Annotated in this window: 24 protein-coding genes and 1 other annotated feature; of the genes, 3 read left to right on the forward strand and 21 right to left on the reverse strand. The window is 41.6% G+C overall.

Annotation, left to right across the window (positions count from 1 at the left end; all coding sequences use genetic code 11):
- The first annotated feature begins 68 nt into the window (after positions 1 to 68).
- The gene (locus tag N5C46_RS03710) at positions 69 to 563 is read left to right on the forward strand and encodes a DinB family protein (protein ID WP_261750980.1); all 495 of its coding nucleotides are present in this window, start codon (positions 69 to 71) and stop codon (positions 561 to 563) included.
- 58 nt (positions 564 to 621) lie between these two features.
- Here N5C46_RS03710 and N5C46_RS03715 read toward each other — a convergent pair whose 3' ends face one another.
- The 8 genes from N5C46_RS03715 to N5C46_RS03750 all read right to left on the reverse strand — a co-directional run bounded on the left by N5C46_RS03715 (position 622) and on the right by N5C46_RS03750 (position 9,493).
- A complete protein-coding gene (locus N5C46_RS03715; RefSeq protein WP_261750981.1) occupies positions 622 to 1,416 on the reverse strand; it encodes an ABC transporter permease in 795 nt (264 codons plus the stop codon).
- A gap of 14 nt (positions 1,417 to 1,430) precedes the next feature.
- Positions 1,431 to 2,222 carry an ABC transporter permease gene (locus tag N5C46_RS03720; protein WP_261750982.1) on the reverse strand — a complete coding sequence of 264 codons (792 nt, stop codon included), beginning with the start codon at positions 2,220 to 2,222 and terminating at the stop codon, positions 1,431 to 1,433.
- Positions 2,223 to 2,228: 6 nt separating this feature from the next.
- On the reverse strand, positions 2,229 to 3,113 hold the full coding sequence (locus N5C46_RS03725; RefSeq protein ID WP_261750983.1) for an ABC transporter ATP-binding protein: 885 nt from the start codon (positions 3,111 to 3,113) through the stop codon (positions 2,229 to 2,231).
- A 23-nt stretch (positions 3,114 to 3,136) separates the two neighbouring features.
- Positions 3,137 to 3,757 (reverse strand): TetR/AcrR family transcriptional regulator, encoded by a 621-nt coding sequence (locus N5C46_RS03730; protein ID WP_261750984.1) that lies wholly within the window; start codon positions 3,755 to 3,757, stop codon positions 3,137 to 3,139.
- A gap of 188 nt (positions 3,758 to 3,945) precedes the next feature.
- Entirely contained in the window at positions 3,946 to 4,302 is a 357-nt protein-coding gene (gene crcB / locus N5C46_RS03735) for a fluoride efflux transporter CrcB (RefSeq protein WP_261752270.1), read from the reverse strand.
- 5 nt (positions 4,303 to 4,307) lie between these two features.
- Positions 4,308 to 4,706 (reverse strand): fluoride efflux transporter CrcB, encoded by a 399-nt coding sequence (gene crcB, locus N5C46_RS03740; protein ID WP_261750985.1) that lies wholly within the window; start codon positions 4,704 to 4,706, stop codon positions 4,308 to 4,310.
- Between the two features lie 152 nt (positions 4,707 to 4,858).
- Complete coding sequence (gene mgtE, locus N5C46_RS03745; protein ID WP_261750986.1) at positions 4,859 to 6,217, reverse strand: magnesium transporter; 1,359 nt, start codon at positions 6,215 to 6,217, stop codon at positions 4,859 to 4,861.
- A 120-nt stretch (positions 6,218 to 6,337) separates the two neighbouring features.
- Entirely contained in the window at positions 6,338 to 9,493 is a 3,156-nt protein-coding gene (locus tag N5C46_RS03750; RefSeq protein ID WP_336275524.1) for an SNF2 helicase associated domain-containing protein, read from the reverse strand.
- A gap of 546 nt (positions 9,494 to 10,039) precedes the next feature.
- On the opposite strand from N5C46_RS03750, the gene N5C46_RS03755 reads away from it, so the two are divergent.
- Positions 10,040 to 10,657: an acetate uptake transporter gene (locus tag N5C46_RS03755; protein WP_034759706.1), complete on the forward strand. Its 618-nt coding sequence runs from the start codon at positions 10,040 to 10,042 to the stop codon at positions 10,655 to 10,657.
- Positions 10,658 to 10,737: 80 nt separating this feature from the next.
- On the opposite strand, the gene N5C46_RS03760 is transcribed toward N5C46_RS03755, so the two are convergent.
- The 6 genes from N5C46_RS03760 to N5C46_RS03785 all read right to left on the reverse strand — a co-directional run bounded on the left by N5C46_RS03760 (position 10,738) and on the right by N5C46_RS03785 (position 17,118).
- Positions 10,738 to 11,652, reverse strand: a complete 915-nt coding sequence (locus N5C46_RS03760; RefSeq protein ID WP_261750988.1) for a DUF2202 domain-containing protein — start codon at positions 11,650 to 11,652, stop codon at positions 10,738 to 10,740.
- 71 nt (positions 11,653 to 11,723) lie between these two features.
- Complete coding sequence (locus N5C46_RS03765) at positions 11,724 to 12,692, reverse strand: GNAT family N-acetyltransferase (RefSeq protein WP_261750989.1); 969 nt, start codon at positions 12,690 to 12,692, stop codon at positions 11,724 to 11,726.
- Positions 12,693 to 12,705: 13 nt separating this feature from the next.
- Positions 12,706 to 13,692, reverse strand: coding sequence for a serine hydrolase domain-containing protein (locus N5C46_RS03770; protein ID WP_261752271.1), 987 nt, complete (start codon positions 13,690 to 13,692; stop codon positions 12,706 to 12,708).
- Positions 13,693 to 13,827: 135 nt separating this feature from the next.
- Positions 13,828 to 15,084 carry a tyrosine--tRNA ligase gene (gene tyrS, locus N5C46_RS03775; RefSeq protein ID WP_261750990.1) on the reverse strand — a complete coding sequence of 419 codons (1,257 nt, stop codon included), beginning with the start codon at positions 15,082 to 15,084 and terminating at the stop codon, positions 13,828 to 13,830.
- A 137-nt stretch (positions 15,085 to 15,221) separates the two neighbouring features.
- Positions 15,222 to 15,431: a binding site (T-box leader), on the reverse strand.
- A gap of 61 nt (positions 15,432 to 15,492) precedes the next feature.
- Positions 15,493 to 16,146, reverse strand: a complete 654-nt coding sequence (locus N5C46_RS03780) for an O-methyltransferase (RefSeq protein WP_261750991.1) — start codon at positions 16,144 to 16,146, stop codon at positions 15,493 to 15,495.
- Between the two features lie 66 nt (positions 16,147 to 16,212).
- Positions 16,213 to 17,118: an SMP-30/gluconolactonase/LRE family protein gene (locus N5C46_RS03785; protein WP_261750992.1), complete on the reverse strand. Its 906-nt coding sequence runs from the start codon at positions 17,116 to 17,118 to the stop codon at positions 16,213 to 16,215.
- Positions 17,119 to 17,302: 184 nt separating this feature from the next.
- Between N5C46_RS03785 and N5C46_RS03790 the strand changes: the two genes are divergently transcribed.
- Positions 17,303 to 18,976, forward strand: a complete 1,674-nt coding sequence (locus tag N5C46_RS03790; protein ID WP_420720435.1) for a ribonuclease J — start codon at positions 17,303 to 17,305, stop codon at positions 18,974 to 18,976.
- Positions 18,977 to 19,026: 50 nt separating this feature from the next.
- On the opposite strand, the gene N5C46_RS03795 is transcribed toward N5C46_RS03790, so the two are convergent.
- The 7 genes from N5C46_RS03795 to N5C46_RS03825 all read right to left on the reverse strand — a co-directional run bounded on the left by N5C46_RS03795 (position 19,027) and on the right by N5C46_RS03825 (position 23,550).
- Positions 19,027 to 19,323, reverse strand: a complete 297-nt coding sequence (locus N5C46_RS03795) for a putative quinol monooxygenase (protein WP_261750993.1) — start codon at positions 19,321 to 19,323, stop codon at positions 19,027 to 19,029.
- Positions 19,324 to 19,342: 19 nt separating this feature from the next.
- Entirely contained in the window at positions 19,343 to 19,978 is a 636-nt protein-coding gene (locus N5C46_RS03800; RefSeq protein ID WP_420720436.1) for a nitroreductase family protein, read from the reverse strand.
- 27 nt (positions 19,979 to 20,005) lie between these two features.
- Entirely contained in the window at positions 20,006 to 20,440 is a 435-nt protein-coding gene (locus tag N5C46_RS03805) for a MarR family winged helix-turn-helix transcriptional regulator (RefSeq protein WP_061810271.1), read from the reverse strand.
- Positions 20,441 to 20,576: 136 nt separating this feature from the next.
- The gene (locus N5C46_RS03810) at positions 20,577 to 21,359 is read right to left on the reverse strand and encodes an HAD-IIB family hydrolase (RefSeq protein WP_261750994.1); all 783 of its coding nucleotides are present in this window, start codon (positions 21,357 to 21,359) and stop codon (positions 20,577 to 20,579) included.
- A 77-nt stretch (positions 21,360 to 21,436) separates the two neighbouring features.
- Positions 21,437 to 21,628 (reverse strand): hypothetical protein, encoded by a 192-nt coding sequence (locus tag N5C46_RS03815; RefSeq protein WP_261750995.1) that lies wholly within the window; start codon positions 21,626 to 21,628, stop codon positions 21,437 to 21,439.
- A gap of 109 nt (positions 21,629 to 21,737) precedes the next feature.
- Entirely contained in the window at positions 21,738 to 22,034 is a 297-nt protein-coding gene (locus tag N5C46_RS03820) for a hypothetical protein (protein ID WP_261750996.1), read from the reverse strand.
- Between the two features lie 151 nt (positions 22,035 to 22,185).
- Complete coding sequence (locus tag N5C46_RS03825; RefSeq protein ID WP_261750997.1) at positions 22,186 to 23,550, reverse strand: NAD(FAD)-utilizing dehydrogenase; 1,365 nt, start codon at positions 23,548 to 23,550, stop codon at positions 22,186 to 22,188.
- Between the last annotated feature and the right edge of the window lie 52 nt (positions 23,551 to 23,602).

Consider the following 23,602-nt stretch of genomic DNA (forward strand, 5'->3'; position numbering starts at 1 on the left):
CTATTACTGTACGTAACCCCTCTCCAAGAGTAAAATGAGCTTGAAAGCAAATATGAGGAGGATCTGGCATGGAGAAAGAAATAAAGATCATTGAAGATATTCGTTCTGAATTACTAAATAGTGTGAATGACCTAACAGACAAGGAATGTAACAAAGAGTTGGAAGAAGGCCGCTGGACGATCATGCAGGTATTGGATCATCTTTATTTAATGGAGAGATCTCTCACCAAAACAATTCAGTTGACCCTAGAAAAAGGCGAAGAACAGCAGGTGGAGTCGAAGCCGATTCACTATGCGGTAAATCGATCGACCAAGGTAGACGCCCCTCCTTTTGTGGTTCCTTCAGAAGAAAAACAGACTCTTCAGCAAATGAAGGAAAAACTGGAAGCGTCCCGAAAAGATCTTCTCCAATTTCTTGGAACAACGAGTAAGGAAGCTTTACAGAAAAAAGCGTATCCTCACCCTATTTTCGGCCAAATCCGTTTGGATGAGTGGGTACCGTTCATTGGTTATCATGAGAAGAGGCACTTAGAACAGATTGAAGAGTTGAAATCAAAATTATAGACCTGTATGAATAGGATCTGTTTCTGTTTGAAACAGATCCTTATTTATAGACCTATCTCTACATTTTCAAATCTCGTTTTTCAAAAAATAAAAATGTCGCAAAGCTCAAAATGGCGATCAACGTGAATGATATCCCCACATAAGCAGAACCCAATCCTCCTCCATACATTACACTTTCAGCTTCGAAGTACTTAAAGGGTGTGAGATATTTTAAAGCCTCGATTTTTCCGTTCAAGTCAATGGCGAATGACAGAATGAATGTCAGTAATAATACGCCAGTTGCGACTGCAGCTGATTTTTCAGGCTTTTTACTATAAGCTGCCACCGCCGTTCCAATCAATAAAAATAGTACTTGTAAAATAATCATTCCGACTACCGCTACTCCAATATCAAAAGCTACCGACACATCACTATAATGGCCCACAATCAACAAGGAGGAAATCCATGTGATCAATGCGAGTACCCCAATTTGAGTGAAGGCAGCTGCAAGCTTAACCCCTATGATCTTCTTCCTTGTTAGGGGTTTGACAAATAGAAACTCGGCGGTTTTATCCCTTTCTTCCTTGGAAATGATGGTCGCACCGGTCAATGCTGCGTGGATGGTTGCAAGTAGTACGATATAAAGAAAAAGCACTCCGTAATATCCACTTGCTGTCGACATATCAAGACTGCCGATTCCGAGAATGGCTTGCATAGACTTAGGAAGCCCCCCCACCAACTCGTTCATGGATTGACCCGACGACGAGAAGCCTGCATACTTCCCCATCCCGGATCCAATCAATCCAATCATCCCGATGCACCAGATGATAAGTGATTTACGGTGAGCCCTCATTTCTCTTACATATACATTCATGACTTCCCCTCCTTTTATACCGTATGAATGTCTTTATTATTATAAATGATGAAGCTTAAAACCATGGAGACAGCAATCAGTGTGATTCCTGCCATCAGGAATGACCATTCATATGCAGCGTGATTCATAATATATGTGTAGTCAAAGTACTTAAAAGGTGTGAAATAACGCCCTGCTTCTTCTGTTGCTGCTACCATCCCAATAACAAAGAAGGCGAATACGATACCAAGTGAAAGCGTAAGGACAGATTTCACCCTTGACCATACGACCGCGATGATCATTCCTAAGGCAAACATGATGAATTGTGTGAGTAAGAGAGTAGTTGAAATCAATAGGAATATAGTAAGACTGAACGAATCCACCTTTACCAGGTTGGCGACAATGATCGCCGAAATCACGTATACGATATTCGTAAGCAGGAGGGAAACAAGAGCTGCCAATACCTTCGAGTAAAGAATCTTCGTCCGGGTAACAGGCTTAGTCAGAAGAAAGTCCGCCGTCTTTTCCCTGATTTCCTTCGAACCGATCGAAATGGCCAGATTCATTGCCTGAATGGCACCGCATAATGTTACATAAAGGAAGAAATACGAATAATAACCGTTTAGGGATCCTATACTATCGATCTGAATTCCCAATGCTTTTCGAACCCCCTCCGGAAACCCCTCCAGGAGCTTTTTGAATTCGTCGATTTCTTTAGAAATGGAAGGAAACAAGGACATGAACAGAATCATCAATGACGTAAGGGCCAAAGTCCATATAATCGTCGACTTTCGATAAGACTTTAGCTCATAAAGAAAGATATTCATAGAGGATTAAGCCTCCTTTTCATAATAGTGCATAAAGATTTCTTCTAAATCAGGCTCCTCGATCCAGAGATTCGATATTTCAATATCAGCAATTTTCTTCATGACCTTGTTAATATCCCCCCTGAACAGGAAGCTGACTTGACGGTCTTTTATTTCCAGGTTGCTTACGCCCTCCACCTCATAGAAAGAAGGTTCGAAATCCCCTTTCGTCTCTATCTTGAATTTTTTATGATTCTTTTCTTTTAGCGTACTGATTTTCTCAACTTGAACGATCCTTCCTTCTTTGATGATTGCGACCCGATCACACATTCGCTGAACTTCACTCAATATATGTGATGAAAATAAGATGGTAGCTCCTCTCTTATTTTCATCTTGAAGTAATTCAAAGAATTTCTGTTGCATGAGGGGGTCCAAGCCTGAAGTAGGTTCATCCAATATTATCAGCTTTGGTTCGTGAAGCAAACCCTGAATGATCCCGACCTTCTTCTTATTACCAAGAGATAGATCATCAATCTTCTTCGTTACGTCCAGATTTAACATATCGGCTAAATCCTTGATTCTTTTTGTACAATCCTTCTTATAAAAGCTGGCAGAATACTTTAAAAGGTCGATGACCTTCATATTGTCATAATAAAATACTTCAGAAGGCAGGTATCCCACTTCCTTTGCAATATCCGGGGCAGATTCGATGCAATCCATACCGAAGATCGTTGCGCTGCCTGCGGACGGATGGATCAGTGAAAGAAGGGTCCGGATGGTTGTTGATTTCCCCGCACCATTTGGCCCGATGAACCCAAAGATCTCCCCTTCTTCAACATGAAAACTGACGTCGCTGATCCCCCTGGATTTCCCATAGTTTTTAGTCAATGAGTGAATTTCAATCACATTCATTAAATGATCCTCCCTTTTTCTTTCTATTTGTAAAAAGAAATCTTCAACAATTCGATATAGGCGTCGATTTCCGCCAGCACTTCTTCTTGATTGATTTCAGCTACAGATCGTGACTTCGCTTTCTGCTGTTGTTGATTGGCCATCCCTTCGAAGGTCCAGTAAATAACCTGGATCGATTTGTTTACGTCAATCCCCTCTTTGAATTTGGAAGTATCGACATTGGAAAATAAAGTGGCAAAGCTACTCTCCACCATCCTCGTTTTATACTTCTCAATTTCGTTTTTTACTTCGGGAGCTTCTTCCGAGAAAGCGCTGGTAAGGAAATTGATTAGATCGGGATAAACAGAGAATAATTCAAACTTGATCAATGTCACAGAGCGGATCGTAACGAAAATATCATGCTCATTCCAGTCGAGTCTTTCATATATTTTTCCTGTGAACAAATCCGTGAGGTGTTCATAAAGAGAAACATATAATTCTTTTTTGCTATTAAAATAATGAAACAGAATTCCCTTGGAAATCTTCGCTTCCTTTACGATGGCATTTGTCGAGGCTTTTTCATAACCATTTTCGGCGAAAACCCGGGTTGCGGCTCTAATAATTCGATCTTCTTTCTCAGGATCGATGTTTAATGACTTAAACAACCTTTGTAGACCTCCTTTTAAAGGACAATGTATTGACCACTGTGGTCAATATTATTTTTATATAATGGCTGACTCCATAAATTCACTTATTTTTACCCTAAACAGTACGGTTTCTTGGATTTAAAAATGCCCAGGGAGTACCTGAGCATTTAATGAATACTATTGATCTATGTGAGTTACCGTCTTCTTTACACCCTGCCTAAAGCCATCCCTACAAAAGCGAATAAAATACCAATCGTATAGCTGATCAGGAGATAAGTAATCAGGGGCTTCCATTTGTTATCGGCATGAAGTTGAATGGTTTCCAATTTAAAAGTGGAAAAAGTCGTATAGGACCCAAGAAAACCGGTCCCGAGAAGAAGAATACCTGTTTCTGCGATGTCCGAGCCGATTACATAGCCAAGAAGAAATGACCCAACCAGATTGACGAATAAGGTAGCGTATGGAAAGTCTGTATGATCATATTTCTTGAACAAACGGCTGATCCCAAAGCGGGATATTGCCCCAAAGAACCCCCCGATCGCGACCATCATACCCTGTACAATCATCTTTAGACCCCCTTTCGCTTATACAGATTAAATTGCTGCTTCCCAATTGTAAAGCCTGCCCATGACATAAATAAACCACCGAACATGCTTCCTAATATATAAATAAGTGCCAGAACCAAATGGGAATGAGTAAGAAGGTTGACCGTTTCGACACTGAATGTGGAAAAAGTAGTGAAAGATCCAATCATCCCTGTCCCGATGGCTGTGGCTGCCATTGAAGGGACCTTCTTCATCTGAAATATGTACATTGTGACATATCCCAACGCGAAGCTTCCAATCATATTTGCAAGAAACGTCCCCATAGGAAACGTATAATCCCACCATCCACCGGCAAATATCCCAAGATAATATCGCAGCAGGGCCCCGACCATACCGGCTGCACCAACTAATAAATAGATCATAATCTTCCACCTCTAACATAAAAATTCTTTCATGAAAGAGACTCCTACCGATACATGAGTATCAGTAGGAGTCTCTCCCTGTTAAGTAATCATGCTAACTCCCTTGACGTTCACTGAGTATTTTACCACAGGAAATATGTTGGCCAAATCCTTTACATCAATTTTGTAATAAACATGGTGGCAATGCCAAAATAGATCAGAAGGGATAGAATATCATTGATCGTTGTGATCAAAGGTCCGGAAGCAACGGCAGGATCTATGTTAAATTTATATAGGATGAGGGGGATGATGGTTCCTGCCAACGTTCCGATAATTAATGTTATCAGTAAGGAGCTTCCCACCACGAGTCCTAACACAATATTGCCCTGCCACACAAAGGCAATCAGGGCGATCATGACGGCACAAGTCACACCGATGATGATGCCTACCCATAATTCCCGGAAAACGAGCTTTATGACTTGTTTAATATCCAAATCATTCGAGACCAGTCCCCTGACGACAACGGCCAGAGATTGCGTACCAGTGTTCCCGGTCATCCCCGCAATCATCGGCATAAAGAATGCAAGAGCCACGACCTGTTCCAGGGTTGCAGAGAATCTGTCAATGATGCTTCCCGAAACGAGTCCTATGAACAGTAATAAAACAAGCCACGGAAGACGTCGATAGGCTGCAACAAATGGTTTGGTCGTAAAGTCGATGGATTTACCCGATGCGGATAACTTCTCAATATCCTCATTGGCTTCTTGAATGACCACATCAATGATGTCATCGACGGTGATGACCCCGACAAGCCTTCCGTCTTCTTCAATGACCGGAAGTGTGATGAAGTCATAGCGGCTGATCAATTTGGCCACTTCTTCCTGATCGGTATGGACATCAACTTTAACCACACGGCTGTACATGATATCTTCAATTTTATCTAGTAATTCGCTAAGTAATAAATCCTTGTAGGAAATGACGCCTATCAATTTCTTTTCGTCGTCAATGACATAGAGATAGTTCAAATATTCGGCGAGTTCCGCGAAATGCTTCAGTTTATCCACTGCTTCACGGACCGTATAATGTTTAGGTATCCACACATAGCGGTTGTTCATGATCCGGCCGGCTGTTTCCGGTTCGTATGTCATGAGATTTTGAACAACCTGAGACTCTGCCTGGTTCATCTCTGAAAGTAATTCCTCTATTTTCTCGGGCTCCAAATCCGTCAGCAATGTGGCCAGGTTGTCATTTTCCATCAGATCGAGGACCTTTGTAGATTTCTCTATCCCGAGCTTCTCCAAAACGAGCAACTGATCTTCCCTTTCAATCTCCTGAATGAATTCCGTAAGCTCTTCAAGAGGTAAATACAAAAGGAATTTATTCCGGTGCTTGGACGGGATATGTAGATATTGCTGAGCAATGTCGTATGGCTGAAGCTCTTCAATTATATCTAAAAAAATGCTTTTCTTTCCATCTTTCAAACTTTGGATAATGGCAAGGGTGATTTCATTTTCCGTCATGGATAATGTCATTGAGGGTGCTCCTTATACTATGTTTCTTTTCAGTTCGCACGATGAGATACCGAGAAGGGTACTCATCACCCTACTAGTATCTCCCGAATCCTGCGTTCATGCCAATTTCTATTGTACTGGTTATTGATCTATGGATAGGATTTCTTTCAATTCCTCTTCGGTTAAGGTCTGAACCATCTTTTCATCAGGGTCCATGATATCCCGGATCAGGTTCCTCTTTTTTTCCTGCAGCTCGTTCATCTTCTCTTCGATCGTTCCTTTGGCAATCAGCTTCAGCACTTTCACCGTATTTTCCTGTCCCATCCGATGGGCCCTGTCCGCTGCTTGTTCCTCTACAGCGGGATTCCACCATGTATCATATAGAATCACCGTATCGGCACTCGTTAAATTCAGCCCTGTTCCACCTGCCTTTAGAGAGATGAGAAAGAGATTCCGTTCCCCTTCATTAAATCGACTGCACATCTTAACCCTCTCTTCTGACGGAGTGGTTCCATTCAGGTAAAAGTAGGATTGTCCTTTGAGTGTCAGCTCTCTCCCGATCATCTCAAGCATTTTCGTAAATTGCGAAAAGACCAGGACCCTTCTGCCTGACAACCTGGACTCCTCCAACAACTCCATCAGCTCTAAGAATTTTGCTGATGAGCCATGATAACCATCTACAAATAATCCGGGATGGCAGCAGATTTGTCTTAAACGGGTCAATCCGGCGAGAATTTTAATTTTGTTTTTCCTTAGCGTGTTCTTATCCAAATGCTTCATCGTATCGTGTTTCAGCTTGGCGAGATAAGCCGCATACAATTCTTTTTGCTGGGGCAGAAGCTCTGAATAATGGGTAATTTCTTCTTTTCCGGGAAGTTCAGATAACACGTCTTTCTTCATTCTGCGAAGAACGAATGGTTTGATTCTTTTCGCTATATCTTTTCTTGTTAAACGGCTGTAATCCTTAAGTCCTTTGAATAATCCCGGAAATACAACGTGGAAGATGGACCATAATTCTTCAAGTGAATTCTCTACAGGAGTTCCGGACAAGGCGAAGCGATTATTCGCTTCTATCTTCTTCACACTTCTTGCCGTTTGGGTGAGTGGATTTTTGAAAGCCTGTGCCTCATCAAAAAAGACCGTATGGAATTTCTGTCGTTCATACCATTTACTATCGCTTCGCAGTAAAGGATAGGAAGTGATGATTACATCCGCATCCCTCATACCTTTCTGTTTCTTCTTTCGTACAGCCTGGTTACCGTCCATGATGAGGACATTGACCTCGGGGGCAAATTTCCCACATTCGCTGTTCCAGTTATACGTCAGGGAAGAGGGACAGACAATCAGGGCCGGAAGCTTCTTTTCCCTGATTTCTTCAAGAACCGATACGATAAACGTGATGCTCTGAACCGTTTTCCCAAGCCCCATATCATCAGCCAGGATCCCGCCGAACCCATAATGGGAAAGAGTCTTCATCCAGCGAAAGCCTGTCTTCTGGTAGTTTCTCAGCCGCTCGTCTAATAGGGAAGGCACCGAAATCTCCCGGCTGTCTGGGTTCATAAGCTGCCTGTAAAATTCTTGGAAGGAATGTTCAAAAGTAAATGAATGCCCCCCTTCAACTGTATCCAGAAGGTGTAAGCTTTGATGCAATGGTTGCTCGAGCCCTTTCACGAGATCATTCTTCTCTGCTTGTGACGTATGCATGAAGCGCTGGATATCTTGAAACTCCTTTGATTCCAGTGATAAGAGAGAGCCGTTTCGCATCCTGTAATACTTCCGTTTTTCTTCCAATGCCCCGAGGAGCTCCATGATCTGTCTATCCGGGATGCCATCCATTTCAAAAGTGAATTCCAGCCAGTTCATTCGTTCCTTTTTTACTTTGACTCTTATTTTTGGATGATGATTCCCTCGGGAAATCCTGTTTCTTACAGCGGTTGTGGCATAAATTTGAATATCCTTTTGAAGCTTCGTCACTCCATAGGTTAAAAACTCATATTCCAAATCTTCATTGTGTAAGTAGTAACCACCTTCTGTTTTCCCGAAAGAAAACTCGTCCATCCATTCAAGAATGGTATTTTCTTTCTCTACATTTCGTATGAGAAGGGAACCTGATGGCGCTTCCCGATTTTCCAGGGGATGAATAACGATTTGATCATAATGGAATTCAAGTCCGGCTAACAATCGGTTTTTCACCCGATCGAGATAAAGCTTTGCAACAAGCGGTGCCGATTCCAACCTTTCCGCAATGTCATCTGATATTTGAACTTCCCCTAATTTCTTCAATCCCACAGCCACTTTTTCAAGGAAAAAGCCGATCTGGTCCGGGGAAATAGGGATGAACCGTGACCCTGAATGGCCTAACAATCTCTTTAATTCAGTAAGTCTTTTCACGTCCATACTATCAAGCTGCGTAAAAACACCATCATGAATGACGGTTTGATATTCTTCCAAAATCGTCATATTATCCAGTCCGGAAATGTATAACCTGTAACCTACAGCCTGGGCCTGCTTAAAGTAGAATTGTATTGGAAGAGGCAGCTCCCCTTGTGTAAACCCTTCATGGGTTCTTGCGTTATGCTGCAAATTAACGTCTTTAGCAAGTTTGAGTAGTGGAATGAGGTTATCCCATAATGATGGAGGAATAAGCAAATAGCCATCATCGTTTTTATTACCTGAACCCTTTGACACATTCACAAGATATTGAATGACAGCTGCTGTATCAGTCTCAAAACAATGAAACTCCGGATTGAATATGAATGAGCCTGAAACATGAAAGGGTTTCCCTTCATTTATATATTCCAAAAAGGATCGAATCGGCTTTAGCTTAGATCCATCTATGATACATTCAATTCCAAGCATCTCTCCCCCATCTTGGGTAGACGTTGGATGAATCAGAAATTCACATGGCACAATCTGTCTGTTTTCAAAATGACGAAGCTTAGCGGGGGAACGGAAGGATTCCTCCTGGAACAATGTGAAAAACTCCTCTGTTACGCCTTCTTCATTCCTTTTCATCCTTCGCTCTTCATTTTCCATCTTCAAAAGCACAGCAGCTATATGCTGACAATCCTTATCAAATGATGCAAGCTTGGGGCAGCTGCAGCTCGCTTCGATTTCACCTTTTGAATCCTCCTGAATGGTAACGTGAAATTCTTCTTCCCCCATTACAGTCCCTCGACAAAAATGTCTCGAATATTCGTCTAATGTCACCTTGTTGGAGCGGTAATACGCCTCTCCCCGTTTGAAGGAAACAGTACCGCAGCGTTCTTTTATGAGTTTTTGATGTATAGCTTTCAAGGATCTGATTCCTTCCATGAATATATATAGTAATGACCGATCATTTTTTTGTCTTCAACATTCTAATGATAACAACAATTTCCGGATTTAGAAACATCCTGAGAGGATTAGTATTTTCATAGAAACGTATAATGAAGGAAAAAGCGACATAGAATATAAGGGAAACAGAAAAAAATCCGCACTATGAGGCCAGTCATAGTCCGGAAAATGTTCATGTCTTTTTCTACTTATCAATGTGATTCAGTAACGAAATGAAGAAGCTGCCGGCTTGAAAAATGAGCATGAAAATGAAATATTCTTCCATCCTTGTCACCTCCTGTTGAGGGAAGAAATTTGTCCCCACTTGATATCTATGTAAGATTGACTCAGTTCATGCGTTTTTTTGTTGTGAATTGGATATTCTGGTAGGGGAAAACGAAATCCCGGATGATCATTCCATGATTATCCGGGATTTTGTATGAAAGTTTCGCTTACATGATATTTTCTATTGCATACCCACACTTTTTTATGTAAATTAGTCAGGTATGTTTAATAGGAGGTATCATCATGAATCACACACAAACCACTCAACGGGTTCAGATCACGACAGCTGATCCATCTGCCCTTGGACTTTTCGGACTGGCCATGGTCACTCTTGTAGCTTCTTCTGCAAAACTCGGATGGACTGACGGCGTGTCGTTCGTATTACCTTGGGCGATTTTCCTCGGAGGCATTGCCCAATTGATGGCAAGCTTTGGAGATGCAAAGCACAATAATACATTCGGTATGACTGCATTCGGTGCTTTCGGATTATTCTGGCTGGGGGTTGGGACTTCCTGGTTGATTTCATTCGGGGTATTCGGAGAAGCAGCGGCGGCTGCAATAGATCCAAGTCAGCTCGGCATAGCCTATATAGGCTATCTGATATTCAGTATCTTCATGACAGTTGGTGCCATGGAGACTCATAAGGTCTTATTCATCATTTTTGTCCTGATCGATTTCTTATTCATCGGCCTTTCCCTGTCCACACTGGGAGTCGCTCCTGAAGCCACGCACAAATTAGCAGCGATCTCTGAACTGTTCATTGCCCTTTTCAGCTTTTACGGTTCAGCCGCAAGTGTATTGAATACACACTTCGGTAAAGAAACGCTTCCTGTTGGAAAGCCATTTGGAATTTTTAAATAAGCAGAAAGAAGAGAGAGATGAGCGACTCATCTCTCTCTTCTATTTCATTATGGATCAGAATATCATGTCCAGTGTTTTTGTTATCTTGCCAGTCCTCTCTCAAATGCAGCTAAATGATTCTGTGAAGCATTTCTCAATTGTGTGAAGACGATCCTCACATCCTGAGGCAGATTAAACGTCAAAAAACGATCATACATAGCCATATTATCAATCTCCCCTTGAACCCCTGCTGCATAGGCACTTTTTAATGAATCCGGAGTGGTTGTGTACGATTGGGATTGATCTTCAGGGAGCGGCAATCCGTAGCGTTGGAACAAAGTCTGCAATGCGGTAATATGACGCAACTCTGCTTCTTTGATCTGTAAAAAAGTGCGGACATTCCCGAAATTCTCTAAGATCCGATCGTATCGTGCCTGGGCAAGGTATTCGTCCTGTATGGCATAATTGAGCATCTGGGGAACTGAAAGGGCACCAGCAGCAAGTGCTCCTTTTGCCCCGTAATCCACTTGTCTTGATGCACCCCTGCTGCCTTTATTCTGCATGGCATAATATAAAAACCATACGGCGTGATTCTGTTCATCAACAGCTGCACGACGAAATGTCTCTTTTATAAAGGCATCCTGTACACCATCCGAAACGCTATAATAAAAATCCACCGTATCCTGCTCATCCCGGAAGGCAAAATCCAATCCCTTTTTATACGAGTTCGGACAACCTTCCTGCAATTGAGGACTATACTCCATCCCTGTCAAATTTCTATAGATGTCAGTGAATGACTTCAAATGTCTTTTTTCGTCCTTGCGTATTTCAAGGATCCGTTTTCTTTCATCTTCTGTAGGGGCCATTTTCGCAAGCTTTTCATAACAAATAATGGCGCTATATTCACCATTGATGGCTTTTTGAAGATTTGACTCCAAAGATTGATTTCCCGGTGTCCGGGAATAGCCATCAAGATAAAAAGGTTTGAATTGTCGGTAAAATTGATATGGGTTCATTCTAAGTAACACCTCTTTTATTCAGTCAATACCTATAATATGATTGAATGAATAATGGGTGTCTGTGCAATTTAATCTTTCCTTTTGTCCTGAACCGATTCGTATGCTTTCATGAGATCTTCCACTGATATGCCATTGATCTTCATACGGGTTACATCACAGTTTGCAATTTCGACATGGTTCAAATTGCAGTTATCCAACTTACTACCATGCAAGTCGCATCGTTCAAACCTGATGTGCTCATTCTTTTCGCCAAGGTTTGTGTCATGAACGTGTACTCCCCCCAGTGTGACATGAGCCAGTTCACTTTGAGACAAATTAAGGTCTGCAATCAACGCTTTTTGAAGATTGATGTTTTGAAAACGGGACTCACTGAGATTGCAATTGTTGAACCCGGCACCCATCAAATTGCTGTTGCTAAAAGTGGAATAGCTTCCATTGATTCCATAGAAATCGATGTTATTCAGGTTGCTATACTCCACCTGTAGTTCAGAAAGATCCTCGTCGCTTAATGTATCACCTTGAATGGTGATCTCCCTTGACTCACCCTGAACAAAAACCCCTTCTTTCATTTTTTTCTCATAGCAGAATTCATCATCCGTTTCAAAGATCTTCTTGTAACCCATTTTTTCATAAAAACGGTGATTATTCAGTTGTCGACTTGAGGTCTCAAGCTCCCATGTCATCACTTCTGGATACTCAGATTCCATTTCTCCCATTACTATAGTGCCGATTCCTTTTCCTTGGTATGAGGGATCAACGAATATCCGGTCGACTCTTCCGTGGCGTTTGCCGACCACAGTTAGAATCAATCCCCCTACAAGCATCCCTTCATAAAGGATCTTAAAATAATTCAATTCCCTGATCATATACTTAGTCATTTCGATTGAATCATAGCCTGGCGGCTGGATATTGTGATCCACGATATCTTCCTGATTCCCTAGCCACTTTTCTTTTTCGGTATCGAAAACGTTCTTTTTTAGTCCGGTAAGGATTAATGCATCTTCCATATTAGCCTTTTCTATTTTTACAGTACCCATTGTGATACCCCTTTTATCTATTGAAATAGCTTTCTATCAATTTCATAATAGCGAAAGCACCAGAGCTCTCGTTTGAGAGAATGACTGTCTTTATATTCTCTTCAGGATAATAGGCAGAATGAAAGCTCACCCCTGGGTCATACCCCATCACGTGATGCTTATGGGGGAGATTCAACCACATACCATACCCGTAGTTCACCCCTTCTTTGACTCTAACATGGGGTTCTGAAATGAGCCTTGTACTCTCTTCATCAAGAAGCTTATTGGTTAAAAGTGCCTCCCAGAACGAAAGCATATCAGGACCCGTGACATATGCCCCGCCGTCCGCACCACCCTTTATGGGAATGGAATACATATTGGTTCTCCATGAGCTGTCTGGCTCATCAATGTACCCAAAAGCTGTATTCTCAGGTAATCGATCCAGACGAAAATACCCAGATGTGTTCATATTCGCCGGTTCAAAGATATGCTTATTGATGTACTTTTGCACCGTCATCCCTGAAAGCTTCTCGATCATCAACCCCAGAATGATATATCCGGCATTGTTATAATGAAACCTTTCACCAGGAGAAAATTTCATATGGCCATTTTGAAAGAGGGGAAGAAAATCTTCCCCTTTTCTCATTAAATACATTGGGGTCTGTTTCCACAAATCCTCAAAATCATCCATCACTTCCTCATCAAAATAATCAGGAATTCCCGAGGTATGGGTAAGTAAATGATGGATGGTCACACTCTCATCAAAATGTGGGAATGCGCCTTCAAAGTATTCTTTTATCGGCGTATGAAATGAAACTTCTCCCTTTTCTATAAGTTGACAGATGGCTATAGCAGTAAACAATTTACAACCCGATGCAATACCAAATCGTGTATCCAGGGTATTTTCTCTTCCTTCACTTCGATCGGCCGACCCAAATGCCAATTCTAAGAAGCTCTCCCCGTCTCTCTGTACCAAAACCGTTCCAGAAAAATGCTCCGTTTCTGCATGTTCTTTTATCATGTTATGTAGTTCATTCAAAGTAATCACCCATTCTATTATTGTCTATGTGGAAAATTATAGCATAAATGATTTGCCATGAAGAGTCCCCCCATGACTCCCCATGACCACCTTTCGGGCTGATGCTAATTTTTCATCTTATATTTCGTTTTTCACTCTTACCCGTACGAATTTTCTCTTGCCTACCTGCAAAACCATCCCATCTTTAATCTCAACGTTCGACTGCACATCCAGAACCTTTTCTGAATTGATCCTGATGCCTCCATTTATTATCATCCTGCGTGCCTCACTCTTTGAGCTTTGCATGTTTAAGGCTACAAGGAGATCGACTACTGAAATGTTTTTTTCACCCATCCATTCCTCCTCAGGAATATCTTCAGGAAGTGCCCCCTTTTGAAAAACTTCCTTGAACTGGCTCTCTGCCTGTTCCGCTGCTGCTTTACCGTGATACATCCTGACAATCGTTTTTCCTAGAAGGATTTTGGCATCCCTCGGGTGAAGTGCCCCACTCTTTATTTCAAGTGCTACCCTCTCCTTTTCTTCTAACGATAAATCGGTGATCAGATTAAAGTATTTTGTTATTAGCTCATCAGGGATCGACATCGTCTTCCCAAACAATTGATTGGGATCTTCATCAATCCCGATGTAATTATGTTTCGATTTAGACATCTTATCAACGCCGTCAAGCCCTTCAAGTAATGGCAATAATATGACCACTTGCTTTTCCTGGTTGTAATGCTCCTGAAGATGTCTCCCCATCAGGACATTGAACTGTTGGTCTGTACCCCCAAGCTCCACATCACTTTCAAGGGCGACGGAATCATATCCCTGCATCAAAGGGTAGAAAAGTTCGTGAAGTGAAATCGGTTTCTTTTCTGATAACCGTTTGGAGAAATCGTTTCGCTCGATCAAGCGCGCGACTGTGATCTTTGAAGATAAGTGAATCACATCTTCAAGGTTCAGGGATGATAGCCAGCTTGAATTGTAGTGAAGCTCCACTTTTTCCTTGTCCAGTACCTTTCCGAATTGTTCAAAATAGGTCTGGGCATTTCTTTTCACTTCTTCATCCGTCAGTTGCTTCCTTGCAACAGATTTCCCCGTGGGATCCCCGATTTTACCCGTGAAATCCCCGATAATCAGCTGTACGGTATGACCGTTTTCCTGAAATTGTCTTAACTTATTCAGTACTACTGTATGTCCGATGTGAACGTCCGGAGCAGTTGGATCCAGCCCCAGTTTGATTTTCAAAGGATGGCCAGTGGAGATTGATTTCACCAGTTTTTGTTTCAATTCTGCTTCTGGAATGATTTCATGCACTCCATTTTTATATTGCAGGAGCTGCCTTTCGACTTCTTGCTGCTGAGTTTTTGAAAGAGATTCCCATTTCTGATCCATGATTGTTCCTCCTTGATTGTTGATAGAATTAAGCAGATCTTAGGATTCACTGTTAAAACGGAATTTTCTCCGACTAACCAACTGATCTACTCCATATTCGTAATGTTACGTCATAATTAAAAAACCACGCCCCTTAAAAAAGGGACGTGGTTTACGCGGTACCACCCTCATTGAAGATCTCTCTTCCACTCGATTCGGATAACGGACCGGCCGTTCTCTGCTACTTTTGTGTTCACAAAGAATGTTCAAGGAGGTAATTCGTGCTTATCTGTGTGCTGATTTCCACCAAGCATCAGCTCTCTAAGACAGGGAGATAAGTCACTACTGATTCCTATCATGACATGTTGGATTTAGAATTTTCATTTATTTTACAGAAAAAAAGTGATCATTACAATAGAATTCTTATGTTTATTTCACAATTCCCATTACAAACCCATCATACCCCTTCGAGCCGACTGTTTGAACGACTGTTGAATCGATCCTGTCTTCTCGAGACAACATCTCGGCAAAGGACCTGACCCCTTGAACGCTTTCATCTTCACTATTTTCGTCAATCACCCTTCCGCCACGAACCACATTATCTGTAATGATGACCGCCCCAGGCTGGGCCAGTTGAAGTGCCCACTTTAAATAATTGGCATTGTTTTGTTTATCGGCGTCTATGAAAATGAAATCAAATGGACCTTTGAGAGACGGCAGGGTATCAAGAGCCGCACCCACTTTGATTTCCACCTTTTCTTCTACCCCCGCATTACGAATATTTCGTGCGGCAACCTTTGCGTGTGTTTCACTGAACTCAAGGGTGACCAGACGTCCATCTTCCGGGAGGGCCCTGGCAAGCCAAATCGTACTGTACCCACCCAAGGTCCCTATTTCCAGAATGCTTTTTGCTCCTTTAAGCTGGGCAAGTAAGGAAAGGAACTTCCCCTGATTCGGAGATACATCGATTGCAGGAAGTCCGGCTTCACTATTTTCTTTCAAAACTGACTCCATAATGGAATCCGATTTTTGTAGTTTACTAGCATAATATTGATCGACTTGTTTCCAAGTATTGGTTGACATATTCTCTTCACTCCTTATTAAAAATACTCTTGTCATCATAGCATAATTTTCCATATTTAAATATCCTTAATCTTTCAATTGAGTGTCATGTTCATTCTTTTCTCTAAAAACAAAATTCTCTATTCCTCTAATATTAGTCTTTAAAATGTAGACCCCACCAGCATGTGGATATTCATTCAATTGTTCATCCGTCGTTCGCGTCCTTGCCGTGGTAATATACAATTCGTTTAGTTCCGGTCCACCAAATGCACAGGACGTTACATTCACAGCGGGAACCGCAATGAATTCAAGCTGCTTCCCTTTATAGGGATTCCATCTCGATATCCCCTTACCACCCCAATGGGCAATCCAAAGCATTCCATCCTCATCGATGGTCATGCCATCTGGAAATCCCGCACCTTCAGGAAAGTTTATAACTACCTCCGGGCGTTCGATATGCCCCGTGGTTACATCGTATCTATATCGAACGACTTGTTTAGTCGGGGTATCGATGAAATACATAAATCGGTTGCATGGTGACCAAGCCAGACCGTTGGAAGTTCCCACGTTTTCAACCTTTTTCGTTGTTCGTAAATGTGAGCCTAGAGCGTATAAAGCACCCTTTCCGTTAACTCCTCCTAGTGTATCCGTCGTTCCTGCCCAAAACCTTCCTGCAGGATCGCATTTTCCATCATTGAATCGATTTTCTTCCAAGTGACTTTCAGGGTCTCCTACTTTCTCTAGAAGACCTGACTTCAAATTTAAAAAATAGATGCCTTGTTGAAGACCAAGGATTAAACGTCCCCTGTCAGTAAGAGAAAGACAGCCGACAAATTGATCCATTTTAACTGATTGTAATTTTCTATCCATTGGGTTGAACTTTAAAATTTGTTTCTCCATGATATCCACCCAATATAGTAAATTTTTATTTGTATCCCAACAGGGACTCTCTCCTAAAGTGTTTTTTGAATCAACAAACAATTTAACTGACATAGATAATCTCCTTTATAAGAATAGTTTCCCTGTACCTACTTCTAGGAAGGGCCAGTAATTCCCTTCCATTTAATAAGTGTGATTGATTAGACAGGCATTTCTAAATCAATTGAAAGCTGAATTCTCTAATTGAAACAATCAAATTCGGGAATAGTAAGAAAAACTTGTCTTGGAGGGTTCTTTCTTGGAAACAAATGAACAGGGTTTGACTATTTTTGCACTGGGTGGATTGAATGAAATTGGAAAAAACATGTATGTAGTGAAATATGGTGATGATATCGTCATCATTGACTGCGGGGGTAAGTTCCCCGATGAGAGTCTCTTAGGAATCGATTTAATTATTCCCGACGTTTCCTATCTTGAGAAAAACAAAGACAAAATCCGGGGTCTCATTGTCACGCATGGGCATGAGGATCATATTGGAGGGATTCCCTACCTTCTCAAAAAAATCAACATCCCTATTTATGCTACTCATTTCACATTGGGATTAATCCAATTAAAGTTAGAAGAGCATAAGCTCGTCCGGGATACAAAACTTTTAACGATTGATGCTGAGAGTTCAATCAATTTGGGATCCATCGATGTATCTTTCTTCAAGGTCAGTCACAGCATACCCGATTGTCTGGGAATTGTCTTTCATACGCCGGAAGGAAAGGTCGTTCATACAGGAGACTTTAAATTTGATCTAACTCCTGCCAATCACCAATATGCAGATATTCATAAAATGGCACGGATTGGAGATGAAGGTGTCCTGGTACTGCTTTCTGAAAGCACCAATGCAGAACGGAGCGGGTTTACACCATCAGAACATATGGTAGGTAACCATATGGATGAAGCATTCTTTAAAGCGCGTGGCAAGATCTTCGTTTCCACTTTTGCTTCCAATGTGAATCGTGTACAGCAAGTGGTGGACTCTTCCGTCAAGACGAATCGGAAGCTGGCGTTATTAGGTCGAAGCATGATTAATGTAGTATCTGTTGCAATGGATCGGGGGTATTTGACGGTTCCTGAGGGCATGCTGATTGATGCAGGTGAAATCGATGCGTTACCTCCAGAAAAAGTAGCCATTTTATGTACAGGGAGTCAAGGGGAAGCCATGGCTGCCCTCGGTCGATTGTCGACTGGTAACTTCCGCGGTGTATCCATTTATCCAGATGATACGGTCATCCTTGCAGCATCACCTATACCCGGTAACGAAAAAGACGTATCCCGCATCATTGATAACCTTTTCCAACTCGGTGCCCACGTCATTTATGGAAGTGGAAGCTCTACAGGAATGCATGTTTCAGGGCATGGTTATCAAGAAGACTTAAAACTCATGCTGACACTAATGAAACCAACGTACTTTATCCCCATTCACGGGGAATATCGAATGCTCCACCATCACCGTTTACTTGCAGAATCGGTGGGCGTGGAGAATGGGAATACATTTATCATCAAAAACGGGGAAGCCGTTGATATTAAGAATTCCATCGCTCATCAAACCCGCTCTCATCAAGCGGGTGATACCTATGTGGACGGTTTGAGTGTTGGAGATATTGGCTCAATTGTCCTGCGCGATCGCAAGCAGCTTTCAGAGGATGGGATGCTGATAATCGTCGTAACCCTCAATAAAGCTGATCATACCATTATTTCCGGTCCGGATACGATTTCAAGAGGATTTGTATTTGTTCGTGATTCTGAGGAACTCCTTAAAGATATTAATCAATTGGTAAAAAAGGTAGTCGATGATTTGACCGAAGCGAATATCCGGGATTGGAAAGAAATGAAACAAGCAATCAAAAAAGACGTGGGTCAATTTTTGTTCAAGCAGTTAAGAAGAAAGCCTGTTCTTTTGCCGATTATTATTGAGATTTAGTTTTTAAAAAAATAAAGGCACCCAGCTCATGCCGGGTGCTTCTCAAGTTATTATTTTTCTACTTTATTTCCCTCATATATCTTCACATCTAAGGGAGCCGCTAAATACTCAGGTGCCCTTCCAACAAATGATGTGAAATGTTCGCTGGAATTATGACTCTCCACAGCAGATGGGTCTTTCCACACCTCTACCATGGTGTAGACACTTTCTCTCTCTGTATCCTTCATTAAATCATAGGAAATGTTGCCAGCTTCTGCTCTGGATGAAGCGACAAGTGGGCGGATCTCTTCTAGAAATGCCTGTTCTTTCATTGGGTTGATCTGAAATTCTGCATGTATAATAATCATTTCTTTACTCCTCTTTAAATTATTTCCATTCTGCAATGGATTCGATTGGTAATCTGACTGATTTGTACCCCGCATCGGCAGCTTTCCCGATTGAAATCAGCATGACAGGATAATAACGTTCTTTCTCCATACCATAAGCTTCGGCAATTTGATCTTTTTCATATCCACCTATCGGATTGGTATCATATCCGTGGGCACGTGCAGCAAGCATCAATTGCATGGATACTAATCCTGCATCAATAAGGTTCATTTCCCTGAACTGATCTTGAGGCATTGTTTCAAGTAAACCTTTAATGGCTGGCAGCTGTCTGTCTCTAACTTCTGCAGGCATTAGTCCTTCTTCAACAGCTTTGTTGTATATTTCATCCGCATAGTCGAGGCTGTTCATATCAACAAATACAGCGATGACTGCAGAAGATGTTTTCACCTGGTTTTGGTTGAATTTGGCAAGTGGTGCAAGGGTTTCTTTTCCTTCTGCACTGTCGATGACAACAAAACGCCAAGGTTGCAGATTAACAGAAGACGGTGCAAGTGTTGCCTCTGTAAGAATTTCTGTCATTTCTTCTTTGCTGATTTTTACGGATGGGTCATAGTTTCGGATTGAACGACGACCTGTGATAATTTCATTGAAATCATTGATTTTTGTTGTATTCATGATGCATTCTCCTTTATGTGTTTTTATTTAGTATTCGATGTCTTGGACATTATCCTGAATTCTGTTCAGCATTCCAGATAAAATCGAACGTTCTTCTTCAGTGAAGGTCTTGAAGACTTTAGAGATAAAAATCTCTTTCTCTTCCCTGTAAGCTTCAATCTTCATTCTTCCTTCTTCTGTCAGTCGAACATAAGTAAAACGGTTATCCGCAGGATTCTTACGACGGGAAACCATTCCTTTTCCTTCAAGTTGTTTCAGGTGCCTGGTCACGGCGGCACTGTCTATATTCACTTCACGCTGAAGCGCGGTCTGACTGATTTCTTCCACTTCAAACAGTCTGTGCAAAAGGTCCAGGCGCGATTGACTGATACCGGTACAGCGCTCAAACTTCGGACTCATTTGCTTATATATATCATTGAGTTGAACAATGATCTTCTCTTCCTCACGGCACGAGTTGGACAAAGCATCCTCCTCCTTTTAAATAATTGACAGGTCAATTGTTGACCCGTCAATTAATATAATATATTTCATTCTGATAGTCAATCAATAAGATTAAGACAAAAAAAATGCCGGCTTAAAGGATTTCTCCTAAGCCAGCTTACTTCGTTTCCACACTGATTTCACTATATGCAGATGACAATTCCCTCAACTTCCTAATGATTTCCCCTTCATAATCTCCTGTAAGTGGGATTTGCTCATCAGCAAAGCTCGAAAGTCCTTTATGATACCCTATCATGACAGAATGTCTTGCTTTCTGGAACATACTGATGTCATTGGTATCATTACCAAATGCAATAAAGTCTCCTTCATCCACTCCAAATCGCGAAAGTGCGCTCCATTTATGAATATTGGAAGGGCTGATATCCACTACGTTTTCATTCGTATGTAAGTTTACGACGATATCCAAGTCTTGTAATTCATCAATTAATCCCTGAAAGTTAGATGCTGATAACAATAATATCTTCACTATTGAATTCAGTGAAGCGACTGGATGCCTTTGTGCAAGATTGTCGGGATCAAGGAAATCAAGGATTGGATGATCGGCTGGACCTGTATAAGCATAATCCCACTCGCTATCGATTAAATAGGTTGCCTCATATTGATGGATGAGGTCATGGATCATCTTAAGGTCTTTTTCATGAAAAGAAGTTGAATGAATCACTTTACCTTTATGATAAAGAAGAGAACCGTTCCCACCAATCAAAGGAAAAGAATGCAATCGTGCATCCAGTACAGGGAGCATATCACGAATCGGTCTGGCGGATGCAAATATTACTTCGTGACCATCCGATTTCAGCTCCAGTAAACATTGGACGATTCTTGTTGAAATGGGCTTCCCTTTAAAGCAAATCGTTCCGTCTAAGTCAAATACAAATTTCATATGTGTACACCCTCTCACAATATGTATGATTTTACCATATAAGATAAAAGCGAGGAACCATTTCATAAAAAAAAGACTTACTCCTTCGGTAAGTCCAATGCCTGATACGCAGCCTGAAATTTCCCACCATCCGCAACTTCCGAATGATACAGAGCTTTAAGGGCAAATGTTCTCTCTATATTCATTTCTTCCATCAGTACTTTCAATCTTCCTTGTAATTCTTTATTGTCCCTGACTAACAGTTTCATTTGTGATTTCATATATCTCATACGGCTTTTATTCCCCTTTTCAAATTGCTCATTCCATCAAGTATAGCACTGATGTCCATAGGACTAAAGAGATTTCTGTTTGAGAACCCATTTGTGAACCTTCCTCTTCTTAACGATTCTCTGATTCAAGAAATAGTCCAGTTACAACAATCCCTACCCCATTCAATGCAAAAAAAGCACCATAAATTATCATGAGCACTCCTGTCCCAAATCCATATGGATCTAATGGACTTACCGACAAACCGGTCAAGAAAAAAACCACAGGTGTGATCAATATACAGATGATTCCTGACCAGATTCTCTTCTTTTTATTTTTACCTGAAATCTTCATAACCAAAATGTTGGTCAAGGCCAAGATGATCATCATGATCAGAAATAAGAGAAACAAAACACCCCAGTCAGACAACGCATCCCCTCCTCATCATCTTTAATGATATGCCATATAAAATGAAATCCCCCAGCTTAATACTAGAAACACGAAACTTGCAATCAAATAAGGACTTTTGTTAGTAGTACTATTAAAACAGGCAAAAAGGTTTCAAATTATTCTAAAATTATCATTTATTGGAAATATGATTAATGAAGTATTTTCCTAAATATACACCGCTTGCCGCAGCCTGGGACAGGGAATGAGTTTCTCCTGAACAATCACCAACCAGAAACAGATTTGATATATCCGTTTCAAAGTTCTCATCCGTCGGTAATTTAGATTCATGAAATTTCGCATCCAACCCGTACAGAAGCGTATCGGGGTGGATCGGTTCCCCAATAAGAGCTTCCAGAGAACCTAAAAACTCGGTAAGGGCCATCCCATACAATGCCGGGACCTCTTCTCTCATATTTCCGCATTCCGCATTGAGGGACGGACCTATCAAATTCCCCTCCAACGATTCAGTACGTCTTTGGAGTTTAAAGTCCTCCAATCGCTGTACGACAATCCTCCCTCGTCCTTGATTGATTCCACCTATGATCTCCCCTGTATACTTCATTGCCTCATCATGGGATTGAAAATAACGTGGAACAAATAAACTGAAGTTCAGGTTCGCACTCGGTGTATCCTCTTCACGGGCATTTTGTCCATCCGGCATCACCAAGCCATGCTGATGTTTCCGGATGATCCTTCCATGTGGATTCATACAATAGGTAGTAGCTCTGAATGAATCCCTTTCGATCTGCAACTTTGTTTCAAAGGTGTCCTGTAGAATTGATTGAAGCTGGTCACCTTTCATTTCCACGCGAATCCCCATATCCAGTCGCGTCTTTCCCGGAAAAAGGCCAAGTGAAGCAGCTTGTCCTTTAAGCCATTTGCTTCCACTCATGCCTGTCCCTATCACCAGTTTTTCTGTGGTGAATGGACCGCATGTCGATGTTAAGAGAAAGCCCTCACCCTTTTTAGAGATGGTCTCGACACGGGTTTCAAAGCTGAAGGTTATACGGTTTTTCAGCACTTCATACATCTTCTCGAAAATCTCGCTCGAAAGAAGTGTTCCTAAATGTCGGACCTCCGTGGAAAGAACCTTCAAGCCCGCCTCTCTTCCCCTACTTGAAAGCTTCTCATTTTTCGTACTATATGAGGGTACGCTATCACCGCCAAATTCACAGAGAATATTGTCTACTTCCCTCATCAATTCAAGAGTGTTTTGCTGTCCGAGTTTCCTGCCAAGTTCCCCGCCAAAATCATTCGTATAATTAAATTTGCCCTCTGATTTCCCAAGACCTGCAAACCCTATGTATTTACTGCACATACTTTCACACGTACAGGGTCCTCCCTCATCTAAACCACATGTACGTTCACTCAGTTCCTTCCCGATATCAATCATGTGAATGGAAACATGTTCATTTTCGTTTATCAAGGTATAAGCAAGAAAAATACTGCTTACTCCTGCTCCGATGATGGTGATGTCATGGTGATTCGATTGCATCCCTTTTCCCCTTTCTGAGTCTCGTTATTTCATAATGAATAAAACCTTGATG

Origin of the sequence: Rossellomorea vietnamensis, from assembly GCF_025398035.1 — a bacterium.
GTDB classification, from domain to species: domain Bacteria; phylum Bacillota; class Bacilli; order Bacillales; family Bacillaceae_B; genus Rossellomorea; species Rossellomorea vietnamensis_B.

Bases quoted from the DNA above. Each gene is read 5' to 3' on its own strand.
- N5C46_RS03825 (WP_261750997.1), bottom strand. From the start codon at position 23,550: ATGCAATCGAATCACCATGACATCACCATCATCGGAGCAGGAGTAAGC.
- N5C46_RS03770 (WP_261752271.1), bottom strand. From the start codon at position 13,692: ATGATAAAAGAACATGCAGAAACGGAGCATTTTTCTGGAACGGTTTTG.
- N5C46_RS03765 (WP_261750989.1), bottom strand. From the start codon at position 12,692: ATGGGTACTGTAAAAATAGAAAAGGCTAATATGGAAGATGCATTAATC.
- N5C46_RS03800 (WP_420720436.1), bottom strand. From the start codon at position 19,978: ATGAATACAACAAAAATCAATGATTTCAATGAAATTATCACAGGTCGT.
- N5C46_RS03795 (WP_261750993.1), bottom strand. From the start codon at position 19,323: ATGATTATTATACATGCAGAATTTCAGATCAACCCAATGAAAGAACAG.
- tyrS (WP_261750990.1), bottom strand. From the start codon at position 15,084: ATGGATCAGAAATGGGAATCTCTTTCAAAAACTCAGCAGCAAGAAGTC.
- N5C46_RS03720 (WP_261750982.1), bottom strand. From the start codon at position 2,222: ATGAATATCTTTCTTTATGAGCTAAAGTCTTATCGAAAGTCGACGATT.
- N5C46_RS03785 (WP_261750992.1), bottom strand. From the start codon at position 17,118: ATGTCAGTTAAATTGTTTGTTGATTCAAAAAACACTTTAGGAGAGAGT.
- mgtE (WP_261750986.1), bottom strand. From the start codon at position 6,217: ATGACATTATCCATGACGGAAAATGAAATCACCCTTGCCATTATCCAA.
- N5C46_RS03755 (WP_034759706.1), top strand. From the start codon at position 10,040: ATGAATCACACACAAACCACTCAACGGGTTCAGATCACGACAGCTGAT.
- N5C46_RS03710 (WP_261750980.1), top strand. From the start codon at position 69: ATGGAGAAAGAAATAAAGATCATTGAAGATATTCGTTCTGAATTACTA.
- N5C46_RS03760 (WP_261750988.1), bottom strand. From the start codon at position 11,652: ATGAACCCATATCAATTTTACCGACAATTCAAACCTTTTTATCTTGAT.
- N5C46_RS03780 (WP_261750991.1), bottom strand. From the start codon at position 16,146: ATGTCAACCAATACTTGGAAACAAGTCGATCAATATTATGCTAGTAAA.
- N5C46_RS03815 (WP_261750995.1), bottom strand. From the start codon at position 21,628: ATGAGATATATGAAATCACAAATGAAACTGTTAGTCAGGGACAATAAA.
- N5C46_RS03725 (WP_261750983.1), bottom strand. From the start codon at position 3,113: ATGAATGTGATTGAAATTCACTCATTGACTAAAAACTATGGGAAATCC.
- crcB (WP_261750985.1), bottom strand. From the start codon at position 4,706: ATGATCTATTTATTAGTTGGTGCAGCCGGTATGGTCGGGGCCCTGCTG.
- N5C46_RS03715 (WP_261750981.1), bottom strand. From the start codon at position 1,416: ATGAATGTATATGTAAGAGAAATGAGGGCTCACCGTAAATCACTTATC.
- N5C46_RS03810 (WP_261750994.1), bottom strand. From the start codon at position 21,359: ATGAAATTTGTATTTGACTTAGACGGAACGATTTGCTTTAAAGGGAAG.